24 protein-coding genes are annotated in these 21,993 nt (G+C 43.0%); 16 read left to right on the plus strand and 8 right to left on the minus strand.

From position 1 onward, the window contains the following. The first annotated feature begins 6 nt into the window (after positions 1-6). From obgE to RBB12_RS14535, 5 genes are all read left to right on the plus strand, one after another. Positions 7-1,008: a GTPase ObgE gene (gene obgE / locus RBB12_RS14515; protein WP_179384509.1), complete on the plus strand. Its 1,002-nt coding sequence runs from the start codon at positions 7-9 to the stop codon at positions 1,006-1,008. 64 nt (positions 1,009-1,072) lie between these two features. Further along, on the plus strand, positions 1,073-1,597 hold the full coding sequence (locus RBB12_RS14520; RefSeq protein ID WP_179384508.1) for a DUF4136 domain-containing protein: 525 nt from the start codon (positions 1,073-1,075) through the stop codon (positions 1,595-1,597). Between the two features lie 236 nt (positions 1,598-1,833). Continuing rightward, positions 1,834-2,043 (plus strand): hypothetical protein, encoded by a 210-nt coding sequence (locus RBB12_RS14525; RefSeq protein WP_306014528.1) that lies wholly within the window; start codon positions 1,834-1,836, stop codon positions 2,041-2,043. A 54-nt stretch (positions 2,044-2,097) separates the two neighbouring features. Beyond that, positions 2,098-3,156 carry a sensor histidine kinase gene (locus RBB12_RS14530; protein WP_306014527.1) on the plus strand — a complete coding sequence of 353 codons (1,059 nt, stop codon included), beginning with the start codon at positions 2,098-2,100 and terminating at the stop codon, positions 3,154-3,156. Next, complete coding sequence (locus RBB12_RS14535) at positions 3,153-3,878, plus strand: LytTR family DNA-binding domain-containing protein (protein WP_306014526.1); 726 nt, start codon at positions 3,153-3,155, stop codon at positions 3,876-3,878. The genes RBB12_RS14530 and RBB12_RS14535 overlap by 4 nt, the downstream gene beginning before the upstream one ends. A gap of 37 nt (positions 3,879-3,915) precedes the next feature. Here the strand turns inward: RBB12_RS14535 and RBB12_RS14540 are convergent, their stop codons facing one another. Continuing rightward, positions 3,916-4,293: a DoxX family membrane protein gene (locus RBB12_RS14540; protein ID WP_127140115.1), complete on the minus strand. Its 378-nt coding sequence runs from the start codon at positions 4,291-4,293 to the stop codon at positions 3,916-3,918. A gap of 544 nt (positions 4,294-4,837) precedes the next feature. On the opposite strand from RBB12_RS14540, the gene RBB12_RS14545 reads away from it, so the two are divergent. The 3 genes from RBB12_RS14545 (at position 4,838) to RBB12_RS14555 (ending at position 6,121) form a co-directional block, all read left to right on the plus strand. Further along, a complete protein-coding gene (locus RBB12_RS14545; RefSeq protein WP_306014525.1) occupies positions 4,838-5,344 on the plus strand; it encodes a DUF1990 family protein in 507 nt (168 codons plus the stop codon). A gap of 233 nt (positions 5,345-5,577) precedes the next feature. Next, positions 5,578-5,829, plus strand: a complete 252-nt coding sequence (locus RBB12_RS14550; protein WP_293282760.1) for a type II toxin-antitoxin system ParD family antitoxin — start codon at positions 5,578-5,580, stop codon at positions 5,827-5,829. Continuing rightward, complete coding sequence (locus RBB12_RS14555) at positions 5,822-6,121, plus strand: type II toxin-antitoxin system RelE/ParE family toxin (RefSeq protein ID WP_306014524.1); 300 nt, start codon at positions 5,822-5,824, stop codon at positions 6,119-6,121. Before RBB12_RS14550 ends, RBB12_RS14555 begins: the two co-directional genes overlap by 8 nt. 51 nt (positions 6,122-6,172) lie before the next feature. Here the strand turns inward: RBB12_RS14555 and RBB12_RS14560 are convergent, their stop codons facing one another. Together RBB12_RS14560 and RBB12_RS14565 are read right to left on the minus strand one after the other, a co-directional pair. Further along, positions 6,173-6,958 carry an SDR family oxidoreductase gene (locus RBB12_RS14560; protein ID WP_306014523.1) on the minus strand — a complete coding sequence of 262 codons (786 nt, stop codon included), beginning with the start codon at positions 6,956-6,958 and terminating at the stop codon, positions 6,173-6,175. Beyond that, positions 6,955-7,266 (minus strand): cupin domain-containing protein, encoded by a 312-nt coding sequence (locus RBB12_RS14565; protein WP_306014522.1) that lies wholly within the window; start codon positions 7,264-7,266, stop codon positions 6,955-6,957. Before RBB12_RS14565 ends, RBB12_RS14560 begins: the two co-directional genes overlap by 4 nt. A gap of 98 nt (positions 7,267-7,364) precedes the next feature. On the opposite strand from RBB12_RS14565, the gene RBB12_RS14570 reads away from it, so the two are divergent. Continuing rightward, on the plus strand, positions 7,365-8,237 hold the full coding sequence (locus RBB12_RS14570) for a Mur ligase domain-containing protein (RefSeq protein ID WP_306014521.1): 873 nt from the start codon (positions 7,365-7,367) through the stop codon (positions 8,235-8,237). A 3-nt stretch (positions 8,238-8,240) separates the two neighbouring features. Here RBB12_RS14570 and RBB12_RS14575 read toward each other — a convergent pair whose 3' ends face one another. After that, positions 8,241-8,693 carry a DUF1569 domain-containing protein gene (locus RBB12_RS14575; RefSeq protein WP_306014520.1) on the minus strand — a complete coding sequence of 151 codons (453 nt, stop codon included), beginning with the start codon at positions 8,691-8,693 and terminating at the stop codon, positions 8,241-8,243. A gap of 53 nt (positions 8,694-8,746) precedes the next feature. Here RBB12_RS14575 and radC point away from each other — a divergent pair, with 53 nt between their 5' ends. The 6 genes from radC to RBB12_RS14605 are packed head-to-tail and all read left to right on the plus strand — an operon-like array spanning position 8,747 to position 14,350. Next, positions 8,747-9,445: a RadC family protein gene (gene radC, locus RBB12_RS14580; RefSeq protein ID WP_179384495.1), complete on the plus strand. Its 699-nt coding sequence runs from the start codon at positions 8,747-8,749 to the stop codon at positions 9,443-9,445. Positions 9,446-9,448: 3 nt separating this feature from the next. Next, the gene (locus RBB12_RS14585; protein WP_306014519.1) at positions 9,449-10,744 is read left to right on the plus strand and encodes a polysaccharide deacetylase family protein; all 1,296 of its coding nucleotides are present in this window, start codon (positions 9,449-9,451) and stop codon (positions 10,742-10,744) included. Beyond that, complete coding sequence (locus RBB12_RS14590) at positions 10,737-11,426, plus strand: YjjG family noncanonical pyrimidine nucleotidase (RefSeq protein WP_306014518.1); 690 nt, start codon at positions 10,737-10,739, stop codon at positions 11,424-11,426. The genes RBB12_RS14585 and RBB12_RS14590 overlap by 8 nt, the downstream gene beginning before the upstream one ends. 54 nt (positions 11,427-11,480) lie before the next feature. Then, positions 11,481-12,032, plus strand: coding sequence for a hypothetical protein (locus tag RBB12_RS14595; protein ID WP_293282777.1), 552 nt, complete (start codon positions 11,481-11,483; stop codon positions 12,030-12,032). After that, entirely contained in the window at positions 12,029-13,489 is a 1,461-nt protein-coding gene (locus RBB12_RS14600; protein ID WP_306014517.1) for a DUF5723 family protein, read from the plus strand. Before RBB12_RS14595 ends, RBB12_RS14600 begins: the two co-directional genes overlap by 4 nt. A 12-nt stretch (positions 13,490-13,501) precedes the next feature. Continuing rightward, a complete protein-coding gene (locus RBB12_RS14605; RefSeq protein WP_306014516.1) occupies positions 13,502-14,350 on the plus strand; it encodes a hypothetical protein in 849 nt (282 codons plus the stop codon). Here the strand turns inward: RBB12_RS14605 and RBB12_RS14610 are convergent. Continuing rightward, complete coding sequence (locus RBB12_RS14610; protein ID WP_179384489.1) at positions 14,347-15,624, minus strand: replication-associated recombination protein A; 1,278 nt, start codon at positions 15,622-15,624, stop codon at positions 14,347-14,349. The genes RBB12_RS14605 and RBB12_RS14610 overlap by 4 nt on opposite strands. A gap of 120 nt (positions 15,625-15,744) precedes the next feature. On the opposite strand from RBB12_RS14610, the gene RBB12_RS14615 reads away from it, so the two are divergent. Beyond that, positions 15,745-16,467, plus strand: coding sequence for a rhomboid family intramembrane serine protease (locus RBB12_RS14615; protein ID WP_306014515.1), 723 nt, complete (start codon positions 15,745-15,747; stop codon positions 16,465-16,467). Positions 16,468-16,617: 150 nt separating this feature from the next. Here RBB12_RS14615 and RBB12_RS14620 read toward each other — a convergent pair whose 3' ends face one another. From RBB12_RS14620 to RBB12_RS14630, 3 genes are all read right to left on the minus strand, one after another. Continuing rightward, positions 16,618-19,965, minus strand: coding sequence for a VCBS repeat-containing protein (locus RBB12_RS14620; RefSeq protein ID WP_306014514.1), 3,348 nt, complete (start codon positions 19,963-19,965; stop codon positions 16,618-16,620). Positions 19,966-20,247: 282 nt separating this feature from the next. Beyond that, positions 20,248-20,994, minus strand: coding sequence for a 23S rRNA (guanosine(2251)-2'-O)-methyltransferase RlmB (rlmB, locus tag RBB12_RS14625; RefSeq protein WP_306014513.1), 747 nt, complete (start codon positions 20,992-20,994; stop codon positions 20,248-20,250). A 56-nt stretch (positions 20,995-21,050) separates the two neighbouring features. Further along, a complete protein-coding gene (locus RBB12_RS14630) occupies positions 21,051-21,794 on the minus strand; it encodes a hypothetical protein (protein WP_306014512.1) in 744 nt (247 codons plus the stop codon). Between the last annotated feature and the right edge of the window lie 199 nt (positions 21,795-21,993).

Below are 21,993 nucleotides of genomic sequence, written 5' to 3' on the forward strand. Positions count from 1 at the left end.
TAGCATATGACCGAAGGAAATTTTGTCGATTATGTAAAGGTGCACATTGCTTCCGGAAACGGGGGGAAGGGTTCTGCACATTTACGTCGCGAAAAATATGTGGCCAAAGGAGGCCCGGATGGAGGTGATGGTGGTCGAGGAGGTCATGTCATAATCAAAGGGAACAAAAACTTGTGGACCTTGGTCCATTTTAAGTTCCAAAAACATTTTAAGGCCGGTCACGGAGAGCATGGCAGCAAAAGCCGAAGCACTGGGGCCGATGGTGAGGATGTGTACTTGGAAGTGCCGTTGGGTACCGTGGTACGCGATACCGAAACCAACGAAATCCTTTTTGAGATTACCGAGGACGGTGAGGAGAAGGTGGTGCTCGAAGGCGGTATGGGCGGATTGGGAAACTGGCATTTTAAGAGTGCCACCAATCAAACCCCGAGATACGCACAGCCCGGAATCAAAGGGCAGGAAGGTCACCTCACTTTGGAATTGAAGGTGTTGGCCGATGTTGGTCTGGTGGGCTTTCCCAACGCTGGAAAATCCACGTTACTTTCGGTAATGACCTCTGCCAAACCAAAAATTGCCAATTACGAATTTACTACCCTAAAGCCCAACTTGGGCATTGTGGAATATCGGGACTTCCAAAGTTTTGTGATGGCCGATATTCCCGGAATCATCGAAGGGGCGGCCGAAGGCAAAGGCCTTGGACACTATTTTCTGCGGCATATTGAGCGCAATGCCACCTTGTTGTTCTTGATTCCGGCCGACAGCAAGGACATCAGCCAAGAATACAATATCCTTTTGGACGAGCTGAGACGGTACAATCCTGAATTGCTGGACAAGGAACGTTTAGTGGCCGTATCCAAGTGCGATATGTTGGACCAAGAACTCATCGAGGAAATGGACGCCGACATGAAGGACGATTTTAAGGATGTTCCCTACATGTTCATCTCTTCCGTTAGCGGTTTGGGGATTCAGCAGCTCAAGGATAGGCTTTGGAAGCTGTTGAACGAATAATATCGTTTCTTCGGGGACTTCATCAATTTATTGATTATTTTTAGGAGAACCCAAAAGTCTTAAGATGCGAACTGTTCTACCCATAATGTTGGTGCTTTTATTGGCATCCTGTAGCTCTGTCAGGGTGAATTATGATTACGACAAAACCATCGATTTTTCAGGATACACGACCTACAATTACTACCCGGATATGAAATCGGGCCTAAGCCAGTTGGACGAAAGACGATTGCTACGAGCCTTGGATTCCACTTTAAAATCGCGAGGATATCGTTTGGCCGAAGAGCCCGAGCTGTTCGTTAATATCATTAGCGATGAGTACAGGGGCGCTCCCAACAACAATGTTGGTGTGGGCATTGGCGGTACGGGACGAAACGTAGGTGGGGGTATTTCTGTTGGATTGCCTCTGGGCGGGTCCAATTGGAAACGCAGCATTCAGTTTGACTTGGTGGATGCCCAGCGTGATGCCCTTATTTGGCAAGCGACTTCAGAAAGCGGGCTCCGCGACAATGCATCGCCCAGTGTTCGTGAAGAACAGCTCCGAGCGGTAGTGAAGAAGGTGTTTTCCAAGTTCCCTCCAAAAGTGAAATAGAACAAAATCAGCTATTTACGATTTTTTTAAGACCCATTTACAGGGTTTTTACCGTTCGGTGGGTCAAAATGACCACTTGTCATAAATCATTTCTACAAACAAGGATGGTCCATTACTTTAGCATCATCAAAACATCTTAAAACCGAACAATCATGATAGCACTTGCCAAATTGATCATAACACTTTTAGTTAGTATCATTCTATAATCCGCGAGGACCTCGCATCAAAACATCACTATGAAAAAGTTTACAACACATCAGAAAGTAGTCTTCATCATTGGAATCGTAGGCGTTGTCACTGCCTTTATCGGCAAGGTAAATGGTTGGGAATACATGGAGTTTTTCCCCATTTTCTACGCAAGCACGAGTATGATTTGGATTTCATTCATTTCCAACAAAAAATCGTGCCGCAAAGCTTTGAAAAGCAAGGAGGCACAAAACTCCTAACTACTCCGCACCAATCTAGTTTAATGTATATTTGAGCCATTCGTGCTCTAAAGGATGGAATTAAGTTCGCGCAAACGCAATATTGCATTTTGGACCCTACAATTATTGGGATGGGGGTTTATTAATGCCATTTCAATTTTGGTTCCTCACAACCTTAGTTGGGAACTGACCGTTTTTTCGGTCGTTGTGGGTATTTTTATCGGAGTATTCAGCACCTCTATACTACGATGGTATCTCAAAAAAAATGTTCATTTTGATTCTTTTGGAGGGAAGGAAGTCCTCAAAATCATAGTATCCATTTTGTTGGCCGCTCTATTATTTGGGCTATTGAATTTCTTGTCTGGATACCTCTACTTTAAGTTTGGTCCGGAACTGACAGAAACCGAACTGAAGATGTTTGAAGGATATGACAAGATTTTGATCCAAGTGTTGAACTCTTTGTTTTTGGTAGGAGCATGGACCATAACTTACTTGGTCATCAAATTGCTCTTAAAACTGAATCAGAACCGAATAGAACGTTTGGAGCTGAACACCACCCTGAAACAGGCGCAACTAAATACGCTAAAAGGACAAATCAACCCCCATTTTATGTTCAATAGCCTCAACAACATCCGGGGCTTGATGCTCGAGGATGTGGACCGCTCTCGGGAAATGCTGACCAAACTCTCCGAAATCCTTCGGTATTCGTTGACGAAGAACAACGTCAACGACATCCCCGTTCGGGAGGAGGTGGAAGTGGTGGACAATTATATCGACCTGTCCAAAATCCAGTTTGAGGACCGTTTGGAGTTTGTAAAACAGATTGAAGAGAACACCCTGGACCTACGGATTCCTCCAATGATCATTCAATTGTTGATCGAAAACGCCGCCAAACACGGTATTTCCAATCTAAAGCATGGTGGACGGATTGTTTTGTCTATTTTTAGAAAGGATGAACGGCTACATATTGAAGTGCGGAACACGGGAAAACTTCAGATGACCCAAGATTCCACCCAATTGGGCTTGAAGAATATTGAACAACGATTAAAATTATTGTATGCAGATCAGGCATCCTTTACCTTGAAAGAAATCTCCGATGAGGTTGTGGCAGAAATCAAAATCCCCATGGAATGAACATTAGGGCAATGATAGTGGAAGACTCCAGATTGGCCCGGAACGAGCTAAAGGAACTCATCAAACTACATGATGATTTGGAGCTCGTTGGGGAGGCGGCCAATGTGGACGATGGGGTGGAACTGATAGAAAAGGAAACTCCCGACCTATTGTTTTTGGATATCAATATGCCCGAAAAAAATGGCTTTGATCTCTTGGAGCTCTTGGATGAAGTTCCCATTACCGTGTTTACCACGGCCTATGATGAGTATGCCATTAAATCCTTTGAGTACAATGCGTTGGATTACTTGCTGAAACCCGTGAGCAATAAACGTTTTGATATGGCTTTGGAAAAGGTGCGTGAAAAATTGGCCTCCAAAACCACGGAATCGACCACGGCTAAAAGGCTCACGGCAAACAGTCAGATTTTCATCAAAGATGGAGAGTCGTGCTGGTTGGTGAAGATTGGAGATATTTCCATGTTCGAAATCGTTGGGAATTATACGCGGGTGTTCTTTGAGGACAAAAAGCCCATGCTCTACAAATCGCTCAACCAGGTGGAGGAAAAACTACCGGAGGATGCTTTTTTTAGGGCGAATCGGCAACAGATTGTCAACACGGACTATATTGAAAATGTGGTGCCATGGTTCAATGGCAAGTTGAAACTCACCATGAAGAATGGGGAAGAGGTAGAGGTTTCCCGCAGGCAATCCTACATTTTTAAGGATAAAATGAGTTTGTAAAAAAAGCCTCTGGTAAAACCAAAGGCTTCGAAAACGTTTAGGCCCTCAACAGGTCTTTGTACCTATCCTTATATCCTACCAATACCAAGATATTGAGGATCAACAGTCCCAAAGCGGGTCCGATGTTGCCCATATCCAGAGTGGCATGAAAAAGCACGGCATTCACGGATACACTCATCAGCACCAAGGCCATTAAGGCACCATACTTGTTGAAAATAAGCGCAAGTCCCGCTAAAATTTCCACAATGGCCACCAATTGGATGGTGTAGGTGGAGGATAGCCCCCCAAAATAGTTCATCGCCGGTTCGGACATTTCACCTCCAGCGGGAATAAAATTGAGAAATTTGTTCAATCCGAATATGAGGACAAAAAGCCCCAAGAGGATACGGATTCCCAAAAACACTTTAGAGTTCATAGGGTTAATGATTTATTGGTTACTACATAAAAGTACCTAAAAAACAAATAGCTATGATTTTCTTGGTCAAGTTATTTTGCTGAAAATGAGTGGGTTTGGAGTGGTTTTAGTGTTCCGCCAGCAATCGGGATATGGGGTTCCTGTAAGAACGACTACCTGTTCCGATGCCAAGAAGGTGTCTAAATAGCCAAAACCCTTTGAGTTGTAAATTCGTTTTAGGGGTACTCGTTCTTCCATGTTGCTGCGAACATCTTTTGGGGCGCCACCCTTATTTCCATTTTTTTGGAGTTTGGTTGTGCCGTAGGTGCGTTTCACCTCCCATATTTTCCCAAAATCGGGAACAGACCTACTAACATGATTATATTCTTTTTAGGCAAAAAAGTAGTATGTTTATTACAAATATGTAGGGATATAAGGAATTGTCTTTGTATCCAGTAGTTGGGCTTCATGCAAAAATGACCTCTTACATTAAATGAAAATTTATCTGACTGACCAAAAAAAGAACTTTGAACGACATCTCAACGACTTGAGAACAAAGTCTGTCATGGAGTACGATAAAAATCGGTTGACTAAGAAAATCTCAATAATTGAAATCGAAACAGAAAAGATTGACTTTCATGCCCTTTTTGACTATAAAATCTTTCCCGTGAACATCATGACTCATTTGACAGAGTGGAAATTGAATAATAGAGAAATGAAAGTCGGAGACACAATTGTTCAACAAGTATACATTCCACCGACAAGGATTTTCTCACAAAAAATTGTTTTCGGAGTTAGAATTAGTGAAATCATTGACGAACCTTCAAAAAAGGGTTTTAGCTATGAGACATTAGACGGACACGTTGAAAAAGGAGTTTCGACTTTCACCTTAGAACAGACAAACGAAAAGACCGTTTTCAAAATCATGACCTATTCAGCCCCAGGAAATTTTTTGACCCGAGCATTAGGACCAATTTTTTCGAGACCATATCAGAAGTACTCGACCGAAGAAGCATTGAAAAATGTAAAACGACAAATAGAAAAAAGCACGAAAGCCCAACAACGGCTATAGCAAATGCGGGCTGACTGCTTAAAAATAAAGATATTACAACTAAATAAGTTTACGGTAGGCGGACAAGAAAACGGTTTCAAAAACCCGCACTTGCCATAGCCAAACCGTTGATGGCAATATCCCTTCGGGAACGCAAAACCATGCACGCCCTGCGCTCCCCTTTTGCTGATTGCGATTGGGTATAGCTTGGAAAAATTACCAATTTTTGGTAATTTCGGATAAAAGTGTGAGTTATGAGTAAAAACACATCCATATCCCTTGGAAATTATTTTGACCAATTTGTGAGTAACCAAGTTTCAGCCGGAAGGTATAAAAACGTAAGTGAAGTAATCAGGGCCGGACTTCGACTATTAGAGCATGAAGAAAGTAAAGCTCTTGCTTTGAGAAATGCAATACAGGAAGGAATTGACAGCGGAATTGCTCACGATTTTGACCCAGAAAAACATCTTCAGGAATTAAAGGCCAGACGTAAAAAGAATGGCTAAATATGAACTGACCCATAAAGCAGTTGAGGATTTAACTCGAATTTGGGAATACACAACTGAAAAGTGGTCTGAGCAACAAGCTGATAGCTATTATAACCTACTATTAAACAGTTGCCAAGACATTGCAAACAATCCTGAGTTGGGAAAAAACTACGATGATATCACCAAAGACTTATTCGGGCTTAAAACAAGTCGACATATCATTTTTTATCGAAAACGAATCAACCAACCGATTGAGATTACGAGAATTTTACACGGACAAATGGATTTGAAAAACAGAATAACTGAATAGAAATACTACGCCCAACAATGCATCCTTTGAAAGGCCCTATGGGTCCTTACTTTACAACGATTTTAGGAGTCCGCCATCAATCGGGATATTGGTTCCCGTGATAAAGGCCGCCTGTTCCGATGCCAAGAAGGCAACCAAATAGCCATATTCCTTTGGGTCGCCAATCCGTTTTACGGGTACTTGCTCTTCCATATTGGAGCGGACTTCATCCGGGGAAACACCCATTTTTTCCGCTTTTTTGGAGTTCAGTTGCGCAATCCGGTCCGTATCAAAATAACCTGTTAGAGTGCTGTTTACCGTAATGCCGTCTTTGGCCACATCGTAAGCCAAACTCTTGGCCCATGTGACCACTGCTGCTCTAATGGTATTGGAAAGCGCCAAGTAGTTCAGCGGTTCCTTAACTGATATGGAAGCAATGTTAATGATGCGCCCCCAATGTTGCTCCTGCATGTGTTTTAGGGCCAGTTCCGTAGTGTACACCACCGACTTGAACAGTAAATCGAAGGCATTTTGATAATCATCCACTTTCTTTTCCAGCGCACCGCCGCCTTCGGGCCCCTGCGTATTGTTGACCAAAATATCCACCGTATTGGTCTCGAAATACGCCCTTATTTTGGCTTTATAGGCTTCAAAATCGGTAAAATCCACCGAAAGGAATTGGTGTTGTTGTCCTTGGGAGCTGTCCATTTCCTCAATGAGCTCCTGCATCCGCCCTTCGCTGCGCGCCATCAGTGTCACACTCGCGCCACTGGCAGCCAATTGTTTTGCTATGGCTGCGCCAATCCCTTTGCTGCTTCCGCCAACAAGGGCCTTTTTTCCTTGGAGTGAAATATTCATCGGTACTCTTCTCTTACGGGACTAAAAATATCCATTAGTTTACAGGGTGTCAACGCCTTTCCGCTATGGGGCACATTGGATGGGATAATGACCACATCACCCGGGTGGTAGGTGCCTGTTTTTCCATTCAAGGTAAACTCAAAAGTGCCCTCTACTACGTGCATGATCTGTTCGTGGTCGTGCTGATGTTCGGGCACCTCCGCATGTTGGTCCACATCCCAAAATACCCAGCTCATCCGTTCGCCATGAACTAATTTTCCGTGGTATCCGGGCATGATTTCCCTTGGTTCAATTTCTGATAGGTTCATTTGTTTCTGATTTTAGGACCAATATAAAGATTAATAGGCAGCCTCCCTATTTGCAATGGCATCGGCAATGGTTATTTTTGCGGTTCAAAACACAAAAGATGCAGGTACATTTTATTGGAATGGGGGAGGTCAATATGTTTAATTTGGCCGTGGCCCTGCATAAAAATGGAACAGTGGTAACGGGCAGCGACGAGGTTTTTGACGAATCCCTAAAGACCATGATGGAGGAACAAGGATTATTGTCCAAGGGTGATGGCTGGTTTTCCGATAGTATCCATGCCCAATTGGATGCCGTAGTGATAGGTTCCAAGGTACAGGTGGACAACCCAGAAATGGTTAAGGCGCAAGAACTGGGCCTGCCCTTATTCTCTTTCCCTGATTTTCTTTATGAACAGGCCAAATACAAAACACGGGTGGTGATTGCCGGTTCTCAACATCATGGCACCGTCACCAAAATGATTCTGCATGCATTGGAATATAATGATGTGGCGGTGGATTATGTGACCGAAACTTCCAGCGGTATACATCTTAGCAAAGAGAATGATTTTATCCTGATCGAGGCAAATAATCAGGTATCGTCTTCCTTGGATGCCACGCCCCAATTCCAGAAATACATTCCGAACATTGCCTTATTGAGCGATATCGCCACCTCAGAAGCGGTTGATTCAGAGCAATTTGCCTATTTTGTGGATAGTGTGGTCAAAGGGGGGAGTATTACTTACAACGATGAGGATGTGGTGGTAAAGGAACTGGTCGAAACCTCGGAGAATCCCATTCGTAAATTTCCCTACGCCACTCCAGCCTATCAAGAGGAAGATGGTGAAATCTTTCTGGAAACGCCTGATGGCGAGTTGCCCCTGGAAATTTCTGGTCTTGATAATCTTAGAAGCATGGCAGGTGCCAAATGGATTTGCCAACAGATGGGGGTGGATGAGGTCGAGTTTTATGAGGCCATGTCCACGTTTCAATAACCATCAGACTCCAAACTGTCGCAAATGGTGGTCTAGGTGTTTGTACTGCATCTGTCCCCACTGTTCTGCTGTAAAGGAACCGAACGCTGGGTGTGGATCCCATTCTTTTTTATCCTTTTCTTGGTGAAAATCACTTATAAGGCCAACCAAAATCTCCTTTTCTGCAGCGAAATCCTTATCACCTTCCACCTTAAAGCTTTTGGCGGTCGGCAGATTTTGTTTCCACGGCTTATCGTTGTACAGGCTTTTCTTGAAAAATTTGCCCATTACCTTCAGCATCAGGCTGGGTTTGTTCTTCGGATTGTGCCTTCCCAATCCTATTTTTAAGGGATACTGGCAATGGTGCAGCATTTGGCCCACTTGCATTTTTCCCCACTGCCGTTCCGAAGATTCCGATAGCTGGTCGATTCGCGATAAAATTTCTTCGTAGGCTTCCGTGTTGAAAATCGATTTCATATCCAAGGATTTATATTGAAATTTACATAAAATTATTCTCCTATCTTTAGACCATGCAAGAAAAACTAGCTTCCTTTTCCATAAAAAACTGGGCCGACGACGACAGGCCGCGGGAGAAATTGGTACAGAAAGGGAGTTTTGTGCTTTCCGATGCCGAACTGATAGCCATCTTGATCGGTTCCGGTAGTAGGGATGAGAGTGCAGTGGAGCTTTCCAAACGTATTTTGGCTTCGGTGGACAATAATTTGAACGAGCTGGGCAAACTTTCCGTCAACCAATTGATGCGCTTTAAGGGCATTGGTGAAGCCAAGGCCGTAAGTATCGCGGCAGCCTTGGAAGTCGGAAGACGCAGACGACTGGAGGATACCTCAAAAATTGTCAAGATACAGAGTAGCCATGATGTTTTTGAACTGCTATATCCATTGATCGGCGAGCTTCCGCACGAAGAGTTCTGGATTGTATATCTCAACAATTCCAACAAGGTCATCCATAAATCGCAATTGAGCAAAGGGGGCATTACAGGAACTTTGGTCGATGTGCGATTGGTGCTGAAACAAGCCTTGGAGCTTGGCGCAGTGGGAATCATTTTGGCGCACAACCATCCTTCGGGAACCTTAAAACCCAGTGCTGCCGACAAAAAAATCACACAAAAACTAAAAACAGCTTCCGAAGCTTTGGATATTCAAGTGTTGGACCATCTCATCTTGGCCCAAAATGAATACCTCAGTTTTGCGGATAAAGGAATTTTGTAGCCTATGTTGTTGATATTCACCCATAAGGTAACCAATCGTTTGACCTATACGGCCAAGCACCTCTTTGAGCGGATCTTGGGAGTGGAAATGGGATTTACCACAAAGGTGGAGGACTTCATCAAGCACAATGGTCCAAAAATGACCTATTCCAAACAACCGTTACAGAACGAATTTTTTATCCGAAGTAATGATCTGTTGTTTGAACAAGGTATCAATGATTTGGAAATCAAGGTATCTGACTGGGATGGGATTCCCTGTTTTTTTGCTTCTGGAGAGAAAAGTACCGTCCCTTTTGATATTTTTTCGGCCAGCTTTTTCCTTTTGAGCCGGTATGAGGAATATTTGCCCCATGTCAAGGATAGTGTGGGCCGTTTTCCTGTGAAGGAGAGCATTGCCTACCAGCACGATTTTTTGGAACTTCCCGTGGTCGACCTTTGGGCGTATAAGCTTTTGGAAGCACTTCAAGATCGTTTTCCCGATCTGGAGACCAAGGAGAAGTCATACAGTTTTACCTCCATTATCAATGTGACCACATCGCATGCCTATGCCATGCGGGGCATATCACGAACATTGGGCGGTTTTTTGTTGGATTTGGGCAATTTTCGGTTTCGTGAGGTTTGGGAACGCTTTTCCGTGTTGCTGCGGATCAAAAAAGACCCTTACGATAATTTCTTTGATCTGGTGGAAATCCATAAGAAATTCCCCATCAAAACCATGTTCTTCTTTCAATTTGCCAAGCATTCGGCGCATGACAAGAACGTTGCCACCACCAATAACAGGTTTCGCTACCTGATTAAATCCATTGCCGACTATAGTATCGTATCGCTGAGCACTTCCTTTGTGTCCACATCCGACAAGAATGTGCTTCGGGAAGAGAAAAAGCAATTGGGCAACTTGATCAATAGGCCCATAAGCTACGCACGGCTTCGTTATAACAAGGTAAATGTTCCTGCGACCTACCGCAATTTGGTGGAAACCGAGTTTACCGATGATTTTTCCATGGGATATACCCACGAAATCGGGTTTAGGGCAGGTACCTGTACCCCATTTTATTTTTATGACATCAATACCGAGGTGCGACAACCGATAAAAATCCATCCCTTTGCCATGCATGATTATGCATTGGTCAAGTACAAGACCAAGGAAGAGGTTTTTGAGAAAATGGACCGGGTGTATCGTTTGGTAAAACAGGTGAAGGGAGATTTTGTTTTGGTTTTTTCCAACGAACTGTTGGGAGGAAAACAACCTTTGGATTGGATGCAACTGTATCAATCCATGTTAAAGCGTTACTATGTTTGAGCACCCCATCACCGATATCTTTTTTGACTTGGACCATACCCTTTGGGATTTTGAGAAAAACTCTGCACTTACCTTTGCCAAGATTTTGGTGGACAATAAGGTAGATATTGATTTGGATGGATTTTTGGAAGTGTATGCTCCCATCAACCTACAAATGTGGGCACTCTACCGCAATAATGGAATCAGCAAGTCCGAGCTGAGGTACCAGCGGTTGAAGCAGACTTTTGATACCCTACATGTTCAAGTTTCGGACGAGGTCATCCATGTGTTGGCGCACGATTATATTGCGCATTTGTCCTCCTATACCCATTTGCTGCCCAACACGGTTCAAACCTTGGATTATCTTTTTCCCAAATACAAGTTGCACATCATTACCAATGGTTTTCAAGAAGTGCAGGAAAAAAAGTTAAAGGGAAGTCAAATCCATCATTATTTTCAAAAAATTGTCGATTCCGAAATGGCGGGCGTCAAAAAGCCAGACCCCTATATTTTTGAACTGGCCTTGGAAATGGCAGAGGTCAATCCCAAAAACTCTCTGATGATAGGGGACAACCTGGAAGCGGATATTTTGGGAGCAAAGGCCATGGGGATGCAGGTATTGCACTATAATTTTCACAAAGAGCCCGATCATGGTGAATCCATCATCATTAACGATTTGATTGAAATAAAAAGCATTTTATAGAGTTATATGTAAGTGGTTAACCGCATTATTTGACACTAGAAAATGCTTTCAGCTATGAAAAGATTGCTCTATGGCGTAGTTCTGCTCGCGGGTTTCCTTTGCGTACCAACTTCTTGTACCGAGGAACAGGACTTCAGTCAAATCGATGATTTGTCCATTACCCCTGTCTTGGCATCAGGACTCTTTTATCTGGAATCCGATGAGGCCACCATTAATTCGGGAAGTTCCGGAGGCCCTTTTTATACGCGGGAGGTCATTTTTGAAGCCTTCAGCCAAGACTACGTGGCAGAGCGTTTACTGGAGGGAACCATCACCTACGAGATGGAGAATACCACCAGCAAGCCCGTTCGAGTATTGATCGAGTTTTTGAATGCAGGCGGAACTGTTTTGGATATGGAAGTACTCGATATATCGGCAGAACCTTCAGGTTTGGTTACAAGGGATGTGTTCTATGGACCAGGGGGGAAGAGTTTGGATATTCTCGTCAACACAGAGCGCTTACGAATTTCTGCGCTTAATTTGGGTGACACCTCCAGTACTTCCCCAGTGGATGATCCCAAAATCATTTTAAGATCAGGGGCCGAATTTTTATTTGAGTTAAAATGAGAATAGTGTCCCGAATACTTTTTTTTGTACTGCTGTGCAACCTCATGGCTACAGCTCAGAACAAACAATTGCTTTACGATTTCAATGAAATTCCGCAGTCCTTGATGGTGAATCCCGGGGTGAAGACATCCCAAAAATGGCATGCTGGCTTGCCTGTGTTGTCAGGTCTAGCTTTTCAAGCAGCCACAAGCGGCGTTACCGTCAATGATTTGTTCGCCAACGATGGGGTAGACTTTACCACCAAGGTGAGGGAACGCCTCTTGGATGTGATGAGCGACAGGGACGATTTTAGTTCCACTAGTCAAATAGAGGGCATTACCGTAGGTTTTAGGGGACGCAACAGACCGGATACCTACTATTCCTTTGGAATGTACGGGGAAATGGACATCATTTCCTATTGGCCCAAGGATTTGGCCATCTTGGCGTTCGAGGGCAACGGAGGGAACAATATTGGACGAAGTTTTGATCTTGGAGATTTGAATCTTAGGGGAGAAATGGTCAATGTCTTCCATTTTGGTATCAACAAAAAAATAGACAACAGCCTCACGATAGGAGGAAGGGCCAAAATCTACTCCAGTATCTTCCAGTTTCAATCCATTCGTAACTCCGGTTCCTTTGTTACCAGACCTGGACAGAACAATGTTTACGAAAGTGCCATCAGTGCCGACATGCAGTTGCAAACAGCCGGTATAAGAGGTTTTTATGATATTGCTGAAGAAGATACCGGAACAACACAACGGGATGTGGCCAGTTTGTTTACCGAAAGGGTACTTTTTGGTGGCAATTTGGGGCTAGGACTCGATTTTGGCTTCAGTTACAATCTGAATCCACAGACCACTATTACCGGAAGTATCTTGGATGTCGGATTTATTAGCAACACCAAGGATGTTTGGAACTACACCCTAAGCGGCAATACGACTACCGAGGGAATCACTGTCTTTCTCCCAGACGACATCGACGATGTGAACAATGATCTTTGGCAAGAACTTCTGGACGAGATTGAGGAGGCCTTGCCTTATGGAGAGAATGATTCGGGCTATATCTCGTGGAGACCCGTAAAGGTATACGGGTCAGTCCGCTACGATTTTGGCGAGGGCGGACGTAGTTCGGTATTCGACAATTGCGGATGTGGCGTTAATGTTGGGGGCGGAAGCAATAGAGACTATTACAGGAATAGCGTAGGCGGCCAGTTGTTTATGATCAAACGGCCCAAGGGGGTACAAGCCGCACTAACCGGGTTTTATCAACGGCGATTTGGCAGGGTACTTTCTTTGAAAACTACCTACACTATCGATAAATATACCTTTACCAACCTTGGTTTGGGCGCCAATCTACAGCTAGGCCCGGTCAACTTTTATGTCTTGGCGGACAATCTATTGAGCTATTCCAATATTGCCGATAGCCACTATGCTTCTTTACAGTTCGGATTTAATATTATATCTTGGAACAATAATTGAGTATAGTTCTGTATGAAATCGAAAGTCACATACATTTTATGGTTAGCCTTGATGTTCGGAGGTGCAGTAAATGCACAGCTGAATGATTACAAATACATTATTGTTCCCAAAAAATTTGAGGAGTTCAGGTCCGAAAATCAATATCAGACCAGCACCCTGATCAAGTATTATTTTGAGGAAAATGGATTTAACGCCATCTATGATGATGAAATGCCCGTGGATCTGGCTGCGGATAAGTGCTTGGGTCTAACAGCGGACTTGATTGATGAATCCACCATGTTCTCTACAAAACTGTCCATTGCACTTATAGATTGTAAAAATCAAGAAGTGTTCCGATCGCTGGAAGCAAAAAACCGTATAAAGGAGTACAAGGAGGCGTACCGGGATGCCATCCAGAATACCTTTGTCTCATTTACAGGATTGAACTATGCCTATGAGCCCAAAGAAGAAGTTGAGGAGCCCGCAACCATAGTGGTAAGTTTTCGCGATGATGTAAAATCAGTGAAGGAGGAATCCACGGAACACGTATTGGAGCAAAAAGCAACTACTGAAGAGCAAGTGTATAAAAGCATTGAACCAAAACCTACGGACATCGTCAGGGAAACAAGCCCCAGTATAGCCGAAGAAAATGTTGATCTTCCAGAAGGCATGTTATATGCACAGCCCATAGCAAATGGATATCAGCTGGTGGATAGCACGCCCAAAGTGGTGCTCCGACTGGAATCCACTTCAATGGATAAGGTGTTCATCACGACCTATCAGGGTAACAATGCCGTAGTTTTTGAAAAGGACGGAAAGTGGTTGATGGAGTATTCCGATAATGGGCAAAAGGTCCAGAAAGAACTGCAGATCAAATTTTAAAGATCGTACTTGTCCTTCCATCTCTTTTTTAGGAAATCCCGCATGGCATTTTCCCTTGGATTATTACCTGGCCTGTAAAACGTAGTACCCGAAATCTCATCGGGCAGAAACTCAAAGTCCACAAAATTATTTTCATGATTGTGCGCATAATCGTAGCCTTTGCCATAACCCAAGTCCTTCATTAATTTGGTCGGAGCATTTCGGATGGCCATGGGTACGGAAAGATCGCCGGTCTGTCGAACGGTCTGTTGTGCCTCGTTGATGGCCATGTAACTGGCATTGCTCTTTGGGGAACTTGCCAAATAGGTCGCACACTGGCTCAGGATAATCCGCGCTTCAGGAAAACCGATGGTGGTAACGGACTGGAAGGTGGTGTTGGCCAATACCAAGGCCGTAGGGTTGGCGTTCCCGATGTCTTCCGAAGCCAAAATGATCATCCTTCTGGCAATGAATTTCACATCCTCGCCACCCTCTATCATTCTGGCCAACCAATATACCGCCGCATTGGGGTCACTGCCCCGGATACTTTTGATAAAGGCAGAGATGATATCATAATGCTGTTCGCCGGTTTTATCGTAGAGCACCGTATTCTTTTGAACTTTGCTCAACACCAGATCATTGGTGATGCTGATCTTGGCTCCACTTTCTGAATTGATCAAAAGCTCGAAAATATTGAGCAATTTTCGGCCATCTCCGCCCGAAAGTCGCAATAGGGCCTCTGTTTCCTTAAGTTCAATCTGTTTTTTGGATAGTTGGACATCTGTTTGGATAGCACGCTCCAAAAGGGCTACCAGATCCTCTTTTCCGAACGGATTTAGGGTGTAGACCTGACATCTCGACAAAAGTGCCGGGATGACTTCAAAACTTGGGTTCTCCGTAGTGGCACCAATAAGGGTTACCCATCCCTTTTCCACGGCGCCCAGCAGCGAATCTTGTTGGGATTTGCTGAACCGATGGATCTCGTCAATAAAAAGAATGGGATTTTTTGAGGTGAACAGGCCACCACTCTGCTTTGCCTTCTCGATGACCTCGCGTACATCTTTTACCCCGCTGCTAATAGCGCTCAAAGTGTAAAATGGACGTTGGCTCTCGGAGGCAATAATGTTGGCCAAGGTGGTTTTGCCCGTTCCCGGTGGCCCCCAAAAAATAAGAGATGGGATAATACCGTTCTTGATTTGGTTGGTAAGCGCACCTTCCTTGCCCACTAGATGTTGTTGACTGATGTAGTCCTCCAAGGTTTTGGGACGTATGCGTTCTGCCAAAGGTTCGTTCATACCTCAAAAATAGTATAAATTTGATGGTATCATGTGCTTGTATTACAAAGGATTTTACGGCGGTACCTGACAAATTGTAACAGTGTATGGGTATGGCCGGATGTTTGATTTAGGGTTGATATGCATTCAGATTCATTTAAATTTTCCAATGCGGTAGTGCTGGCGCCACTGGTGGCCATTCTCTCTATTTGGGTCGTGTTCTGGGTCGAGGTCCAATTGGGCATCAACCTGAACGATTATGGAATCTATCCCAGAAGACTGTCTGGTCTTAGAGGGGTATTTTTTAGTCCGTTTATCCACAGCTCTATTGAACATCTGTACAACAATACCATTCCGTTGGCGGTATTGACCGCTTTTCTGTTTTATTTTTATCAGAGTGCGGCTTTAAGGGTGCTTTTATTTGGAACCTTGCTCTCAGGTTTGCTCACTTGGGCCATTGCCCGTCCATCTTACCATATCGGTGCCAGTGGGGTTATCTATCTTTTGGCCAGTTTTATTTTTTTTAAGGGCATTTTGGCCAAAAATTATAGGCTCGTGGCTTTGTCCTTGGTTGTTGTCTTTATTTACGGGAGTATGATCTGGTATATTTTTCCGGTAAAAGATGGCATTTCGTGGGAAGGACATTTATCGGGATTTGTGACGGGGCTCGTGTTTGCCTTGGTGACCAAGGTCAGGGTTCCTGAAGTGCGCAAATATGCTTGGGAACACGATGATTACAATGAAGCCGATGACCCCTTTCTACAACATTTTGACGAGCACGGTAATTTTATTGAAACCAAACCCGAAGAGACCGAGCAAAACATTGAAATCAAATACCATTACAAGGCTTCGGATGAGGATTAATGGCACATTCGGAATTAAAATATTAGAGACAATGATAGCCCTGTTGGAACCTTTTTCGTGACGTCGGTTGTTGCTGAATCCTTCATCAGGACTCTTATACTTGTGCAGTAATACCTAGATTGTTATTTGTCGATTTTATTGCGATATTTTTTATTTATCGTACCAAGAGGTTTTATGTACGGCAAGTGGACCATTGTTGGTGGTGTTTACCAGAATTGTCTCATCGTTTGTATTGGTGATCAACTCGATGCTCTTAACATTTCCTTCCATAAAAAGCCCCGAATTCTGATGAGGTACGTTGATGTAGCCATCGATACCATTTGAAAGTAAGATTACACCCGATAGGGCGTCCAATCGTGGCGTTTCCACCTCTGTTTCGTAAATGTTTCCTACGGCGACGATATCCTCGTAACCATCGTTATTAAGGTCTGCCACTGCACAATTCAAAATAGGAATGGTTTGACCAGAAATGGGGAGCCGTTGTTTTTCAAAAACAAGATCGCCTTTGTTGATTAACACTATGGATTGGAGCTCGGTTGCACTGCTTTCATATGAAGAGCTTAATTTTTCCCCATAAATATCCACCAGGCTGGCATTGGCGAATTCGGAATATGTTTCAAATTTTTCTTTGATAAACGGCATTTGCTGGGAAGAACATTCTCTACCACGAACAGGTACGTAGGTTCCCTTATATTTTTTGCTCAGCACTATATCGGTGGTACCATTTTCATCAAAATCTGTAGCATACACCTTGAACGGTTTTTCTTTGGATGCTTTAAACTTGATGTTGAGGCCAACATTTCCTACTACATAATCCGGAAGGTTATCGTTGTTGACATCGGTTTCTGTTACGGAGAACCACCATCCTTTTTCACTGAGCATTGCATCTTCTTTTGCCATATTTGTAAAGGTGCCTTGATGGTTAACGAAAACACCGATGCCGGTCCATTCACCCACTGCTATGAAATCGGGCCATCCATCGTTATTTACATCTGTGGTCTGAATATCATTGACTATACCAAAGTCTTGGAATTCGGGTGCCACCTCTTGAGTGACATCTACCAATTCACCATCTCTGTTTTCAAATAGCACTGAAGCTTGTGGTATAGGATATTGTTTGGGAACCACTCGGTTTCCAACTAGAATATCGTTGTCTCCATCTTGGTCGAAGTCGATAATGCTCACGGACTTTCCATTCTTAGGAAATGCAGAGAGTGATTCGCTTTGCAGTTTAGAGAATTGCCCTTTTCCGTCGTTTATGTAGATTCTATCCATGTGATAGGAAGAATACTCGGCGAATTCATTTCCACCACTTACCACAAAAAGATCTAAATCGGTGTCACCATCAAAATCAAAAAAGATGGACTCCATATCCTCATGGTGTGCATCCTTTTGAAGTGCGGGTGAGTTTATATTGACAAATCCCTCGCTTGACTGAATATAAAGTTGTCCAGGCTGTCCTGCAGCACCTCCTACATGGATGTCCTCCAGCCCATCTCCGTTAATGTCACCTTTGGTGATAAAGGGACCCTGGTTGGATTGTTTGTAAGGAAGTAGCACTTCTGTTTCAAAATCGTCGTATACATTTTCATTATGGGTAAAGTTCAGCCCCAATGCTTCGGTATCAAGTTCAATAAAGTAGGTGTCGTTATCTTGTTTGGTTAAAACAGGAAGGTTGGCGTCCCTTTCATTAAAGGTAATGGTAGAGTTTGCTGGGACATTGAATTTTTGTTCCATTTTTCCCGATTTCCAATACACGGTTACAGTATCTACAGAAGTATTGTTGGCCAGTCCAAAAAATGCTTTAGGTTCTTGGGCAGAGCGGTAGCCGCGAACTCGTTTTACTTCTACCATTTGTGAGTCGCTGCCACTGCTTACCGTTACCTTGGCAAATTCTTCGGAGGAATTTCCATTGGTGATTACTTTTAAGTAATTCCCAAGTCCACTCTCTATGGATAGGTTTTGATAAACAAATGCGGTTTCATCCATATTATTGACAATGATGTCCAGGTCACCATCATTGTCCAAATCCCCGGAAGCAGCACCATTACTGAATGAAAAATCTCCTAACCCCCAAGTGGTTGCTACATTATCGTAAACCAGTTTTGATTTCCGCTTGTAAAGTATGTTGGGTAATTTTTCAGAAGGCATTGATTCATAAAGCTGTTGCTTTACTTCCAACGGAACATTGCGTCCATATCGTTGTTTTGCTTCAAAAACCTTTCTTTGTAAATCGTTGTCAAGTGCATACCTACGATATCCATTGGTTACATGTATTTCTTTATGTCCGTCGAGGTCAAAATCATTCATTAACACGGACCAACTCCAGTCTGTATTGGCAACTCCGGAAAGTTGGGAAATATTACTGAATTTAGTGCCTCCCATGTTTTTTTGAAGGGAGTTGTACATATACTGATAATGATAGCCAGCCTTGTTCACCAAGAAATCAAATCTTTTGGTATTCATGGAGGCCATTAATGTTTTGGACCGGACATGATCGTTAGCGGCCATGTCCAGCACAAAAATATCTTGAAGTCCATCGTTGTCCAGATCGGCTATATCCATACCCATACCATAAAATGATATTTGATTGGTAGCTTCCTTGATTTGATCGGTGAAGGTTCCGTCGTGATTATTGATATAAAGTGCATCTGGTAGATAGTAGTCACTTGCCATATAGATGTCCATCCAGCCATCTTCGTTAATGTCGGCAACGGCAAGGCCTAATCCAAATATGGGTTTTGCAAGTCCTGCAGATTTGGTAATGTCGGTAAAAGTACCGTCATCATTTCGGTACAAATGGGAGGAATTAAAATAAGCAGTTTCCTCATCGGAGTTAACATATTGGTTGAAGCTAATGGGGTCCATGCCATAGAGTTCATTCTCATTCATTACCAAGCAATCCAGGTCACCGTCTTTATCCATATCAAAAAAGACAGATTGGGTACTGATGCCCATGTCGGCAAGTCCGTATTGCTCGGCTTTTTCCTCAAAGGTTCCATCTTGATTGTTGATAAACAACAAATTTTTTCGTTGGTCCCGTGTGTTGGGTCCTCCTTGTGATATATAGATGTCCATCCAACCATCGTTATTGATATCGGCAAAAGTGACACCGTTGGACCATACTTTACCATTGTTAATTTGGGCCATGTCCGAAACATCCTCAAATGTGAGGTCACCTTTGTTAAAATAGAGTGAATTGTTTACTTGATTTCCGCAGAAAAAAACGTCCAAAAGCCCATCGTTGTTCAAGTCCTCCATACCAACTCCTGCCCCGTTGTAAAAATAATCGTAATCGAATAGGTTGTTAAGGCTGCCAACATCGTGGGTTATGGTGTTGGCAAAGGTAATATGGCTATTTCTGGGTTCAACTTTTTTAAATACTGGACTATTCTTTTCTACAGAATTACTCGAGCGGGACGCACTATTGTTTTTCTCTTGATTATCACAACTTATTATAAATAGACTCAAAAGAATGGGTATTATCCGTCTCAACATAATTAACATAATTTTATGTTAAATAAACGTAAAATTTACTTTAAAGCCAAAAAAGCTATGCTAAGATTTTAGAAAGATGTTAGATACGTATAAATATTGATTTTTCTTCAGGACTTGATAATCTACCATAAGAGTTATTTAAAAAATGGTAAAGGAGGATTTGTAACATTTTTATAATGAATCGGATTCATCGAAGCCTTACTTGGCTTAAAAATCTAAAGAACCTAGAAATATACTTGTAAAAAGGTCAAGTGATAGGATTGAATTAATTGAGGTCGAGTTCTATGAACGTCTTTGTCGAACCACTTCGTAAAGAAACACACCACAGGCCACAGACACGTTCAAGGAGCCTATTTTGCCCATGAGGGGGAGTTTTGCTTGGTGGTCGATGATCTGTAGGGTAGAAGGGGAGATGCCTTTGTCTTCTGAGCCCATAATAATGGCCGTAGGTTGGTTAAAGTCCACACCGTAAATATGGTCCGCTGCCTTTTCCGTGGCGCCTGTGACCACAATACCCGAGGACTGCAAATAGAAAACAGCATCCTTTAAATGGTCTACTTTGGCAATGGGTACGTTAAAGGCAGCTCCGGCCGAAGTTTTGACGGTATCGTCCGTTATCGGCGCGGCACCGTTTTTAGGGATAATGATGCCATGCACGCCACAACACTCGGCGGTTCGGATAATGGCCCCAAAATTACGCACATCGGAAACTTGATCTAACAGCAGAAAGAAAGGTAACTTTTCTTTGGAAAGCACTTGTTCCACCAGTTCTTCGAAATCGTAAAACTGAACTGGAGATATTTGCGCCACCACTCCTTGGTGATTATGATTTCGGGTAAGACGGTTCAACTTTTCTACAGGTACATAAGATAGGCTCAAACCACTTTTTCGAACTGTAGATTCAAGCTCCTTGAAGAGTTCGCCCTTCAAACCTTTTTGTACAAAGATTTTATTGATGGATTGGTTGGCCTCTATCGCTTCCAACACGGCACGAATGCCATAAATTGTTTCTGTTCTTTCCAATTGCATTAAAATAAAAAACCCACTGACCAAAGGTAGCGGGTTTTTCGTTATTTGGGTGTTTGTTACGAATTTAAAACTTCGATTATCTTTTTCAAATCCTCAATGGATCGGACTTTGATTTTGTTTTCTTTCAAATAAGCCTTGATTTTTTCCTTGTCTTCACCATCAAGAACCTTTAAAATCTTCCTGTTGGAAGTTTCTATCTCATCGATTCTATTGCCACCTTCTTTCTCGATATAATATTCGGTGAACTGTGAAAATTTATTTGGTGTTGCCATTACAAAGGAATTCGCCGCTGGAGCTCCTTCGGTATATTTCACCTTGGTTCTTTCGTACAAGTTGTACTTTTCACCATCGATGAGCTCCAACAAATAGCCGTTCATCGTATTTTTATTCTTATCGATGAATGTTTTGAAGCTGAGTTTTTTACCATCTTCCAAGACGGCCAAGGACTTGTCCCTGCTCAAACTGCCCACTCCGGTGTCGGTAATGGAAGACTTTATCTCAATTTCACCGTTGTAAGCATTGTAGCGATAGTAGAATTGGCCAACTTCCTTGCCCTTGTCAAATAGGGTGGTGGGTTGAAATGTATCCGAGGTATATGGAGAACCTTGGAAATCATCCACGTTCAATTTGGTATTCTTTTCGTCCATCATGGAACCAGTGATGTATCCTATAGCGGCGGTACTGGCTCCTCCAGGACCTCCTTTTCCGGCAATGACCGGGGATTGACCGGCAAATTGTGCTACGGCCAAAGAGCTGGTTATCAATGATATTGAAAGTGTTAGTGCTTTAATTGATTTCATGCGTATATTTTTTGTTAGGTTATTTAAAGTAGTGAAAATGAGGTAAAACTATGTTAAGTAGATTATAAATTTTTAGCTATATGTAATATGATGCCCAATATCATGATTTTGGACATCTTATCCAACAAAATACTATGGTTAAATGTTAAAAATGAGGGCCTAAGGAAAAAATGCAGGATTCATTTTCACTTTGTGAATC

It is taken from the genome of Allomuricauda sp. MMSF_3307 (assembly GCF_030733585.1).
Lineage (GTDB): Bacteria > Bacteroidota > Bacteroidia > Flavobacteriales > Flavobacteriaceae > Flagellimonas.

Excerpts from the sequence above, each read along its gene's own strand:
- radC (WP_179384495.1), top strand. The coding sequence starts at position 8,747 with ATGCAAGAAAAACTAGCTTCCTTTTCCATAAAAAACTGGGCCGACGAC.
- RBB12_RS14550 (WP_293282760.1), top strand. The coding sequence starts at position 5,578 with ATGAGTAAAAACACATCCATATCCCTTGGAAATTATTTTGACCAATTT.
- RBB12_RS14575 (WP_306014520.1), bottom strand. The coding sequence starts at position 8,693 with ATGAAATCGATTTTCAACACGGAAGCCTACGAAGAAATTTTATCGCGA.
- RBB12_RS14595 (WP_293282777.1), top strand. The coding sequence starts at position 11,481 with ATGAAAAGATTGCTCTATGGCGTAGTTCTGCTCGCGGGTTTCCTTTGC.
- RBB12_RS14590 (WP_306014518.1), top strand. The coding sequence starts at position 10,737 with ATGTTTGAGCACCCCATCACCGATATCTTTTTTGACTTGGACCATACC.
- RBB12_RS14570 (WP_306014521.1), top strand. The coding sequence starts at position 7,365 with ATGCAGGTACATTTTATTGGAATGGGGGAGGTCAATATGTTTAATTTG.
- RBB12_RS14525 (WP_306014528.1), top strand. The coding sequence starts at position 1,834 with ATGAAAAAGTTTACAACACATCAGAAAGTAGTCTTCATCATTGGAATC.
- obgE (WP_179384509.1), top strand. The coding sequence starts at position 7 with ATGACCGAAGGAAATTTTGTCGATTATGTAAAGGTGCACATTGCTTCC.
- RBB12_RS14600 (WP_306014517.1), top strand. The coding sequence starts at position 12,029 with ATGAGAATAGTGTCCCGAATACTTTTTTTTGTACTGCTGTGCAACCTC.
- RBB12_RS14605 (WP_306014516.1), top strand. The coding sequence starts at position 13,502 with ATGAAATCGAAAGTCACATACATTTTATGGTTAGCCTTGATGTTCGGA.
- RBB12_RS14565 (WP_306014522.1), bottom strand. The coding sequence starts at position 7,266 with ATGAACCTATCAGAAATTGAACCAAGGGAAATCATGCCCGGATACCAC.
- RBB12_RS14615 (WP_306014515.1), top strand. The coding sequence starts at position 15,745 with ATGCATTCAGATTCATTTAAATTTTCCAATGCGGTAGTGCTGGCGCCA.
- RBB12_RS14520 (WP_179384508.1), top strand. The coding sequence starts at position 1,073 with ATGCGAACTGTTCTACCCATAATGTTGGTGCTTTTATTGGCATCCTGT.
- RBB12_RS14555 (WP_306014524.1), top strand. The coding sequence starts at position 5,822 with ATGGCTAAATATGAACTGACCCATAAAGCAGTTGAGGATTTAACTCGA.
- RBB12_RS14560 (WP_306014523.1), bottom strand. The coding sequence starts at position 6,958 with ATGAATATTTCACTCCAAGGAAAAAAGGCCCTTGTTGGCGGAAGCAGC.
- rlmB (WP_306014513.1), bottom strand. The coding sequence starts at position 20,994 with ATGCAATTGGAAAGAACAGAAACAATTTATGGCATTCGTGCCGTGTTG.
- RBB12_RS14630 (WP_306014512.1), bottom strand. The coding sequence starts at position 21,794 with ATGAAATCAATTAAAGCACTAACACTTTCAATATCATTGATAACCAGC.
- RBB12_RS14530 (WP_306014527.1), top strand. The coding sequence starts at position 2,098 with ATGGAATTAAGTTCGCGCAAACGCAATATTGCATTTTGGACCCTACAA.
- RBB12_RS14535 (WP_306014526.1), top strand. The coding sequence starts at position 3,153 with ATGAACATTAGGGCAATGATAGTGGAAGACTCCAGATTGGCCCGGAAC.
- RBB12_RS14620 (WP_306014514.1), bottom strand. The coding sequence starts at position 19,965 with ATGTTGAGACGGATAATACCCATTCTTTTGAGTCTATTTATAATAAGT.
- RBB12_RS14610 (WP_179384489.1), bottom strand. The coding sequence starts at position 15,624 with ATGAACGAACCTTTGGCAGAACGCATACGTCCCAAAACCTTGGAGGAC.
- RBB12_RS14585 (WP_306014519.1), top strand. The coding sequence starts at position 9,449 with ATGTTGTTGATATTCACCCATAAGGTAACCAATCGTTTGACCTATACG.
- RBB12_RS14540 (WP_127140115.1), bottom strand. The coding sequence starts at position 4,293 with ATGAACTCTAAAGTGTTTTTGGGAATCCGTATCCTCTTGGGGCTTTTT.
- RBB12_RS14545 (WP_306014525.1), top strand. The coding sequence starts at position 4,838 with ATGGAGTACGATAAAAATCGGTTGACTAAGAAAATCTCAATAATTGAA.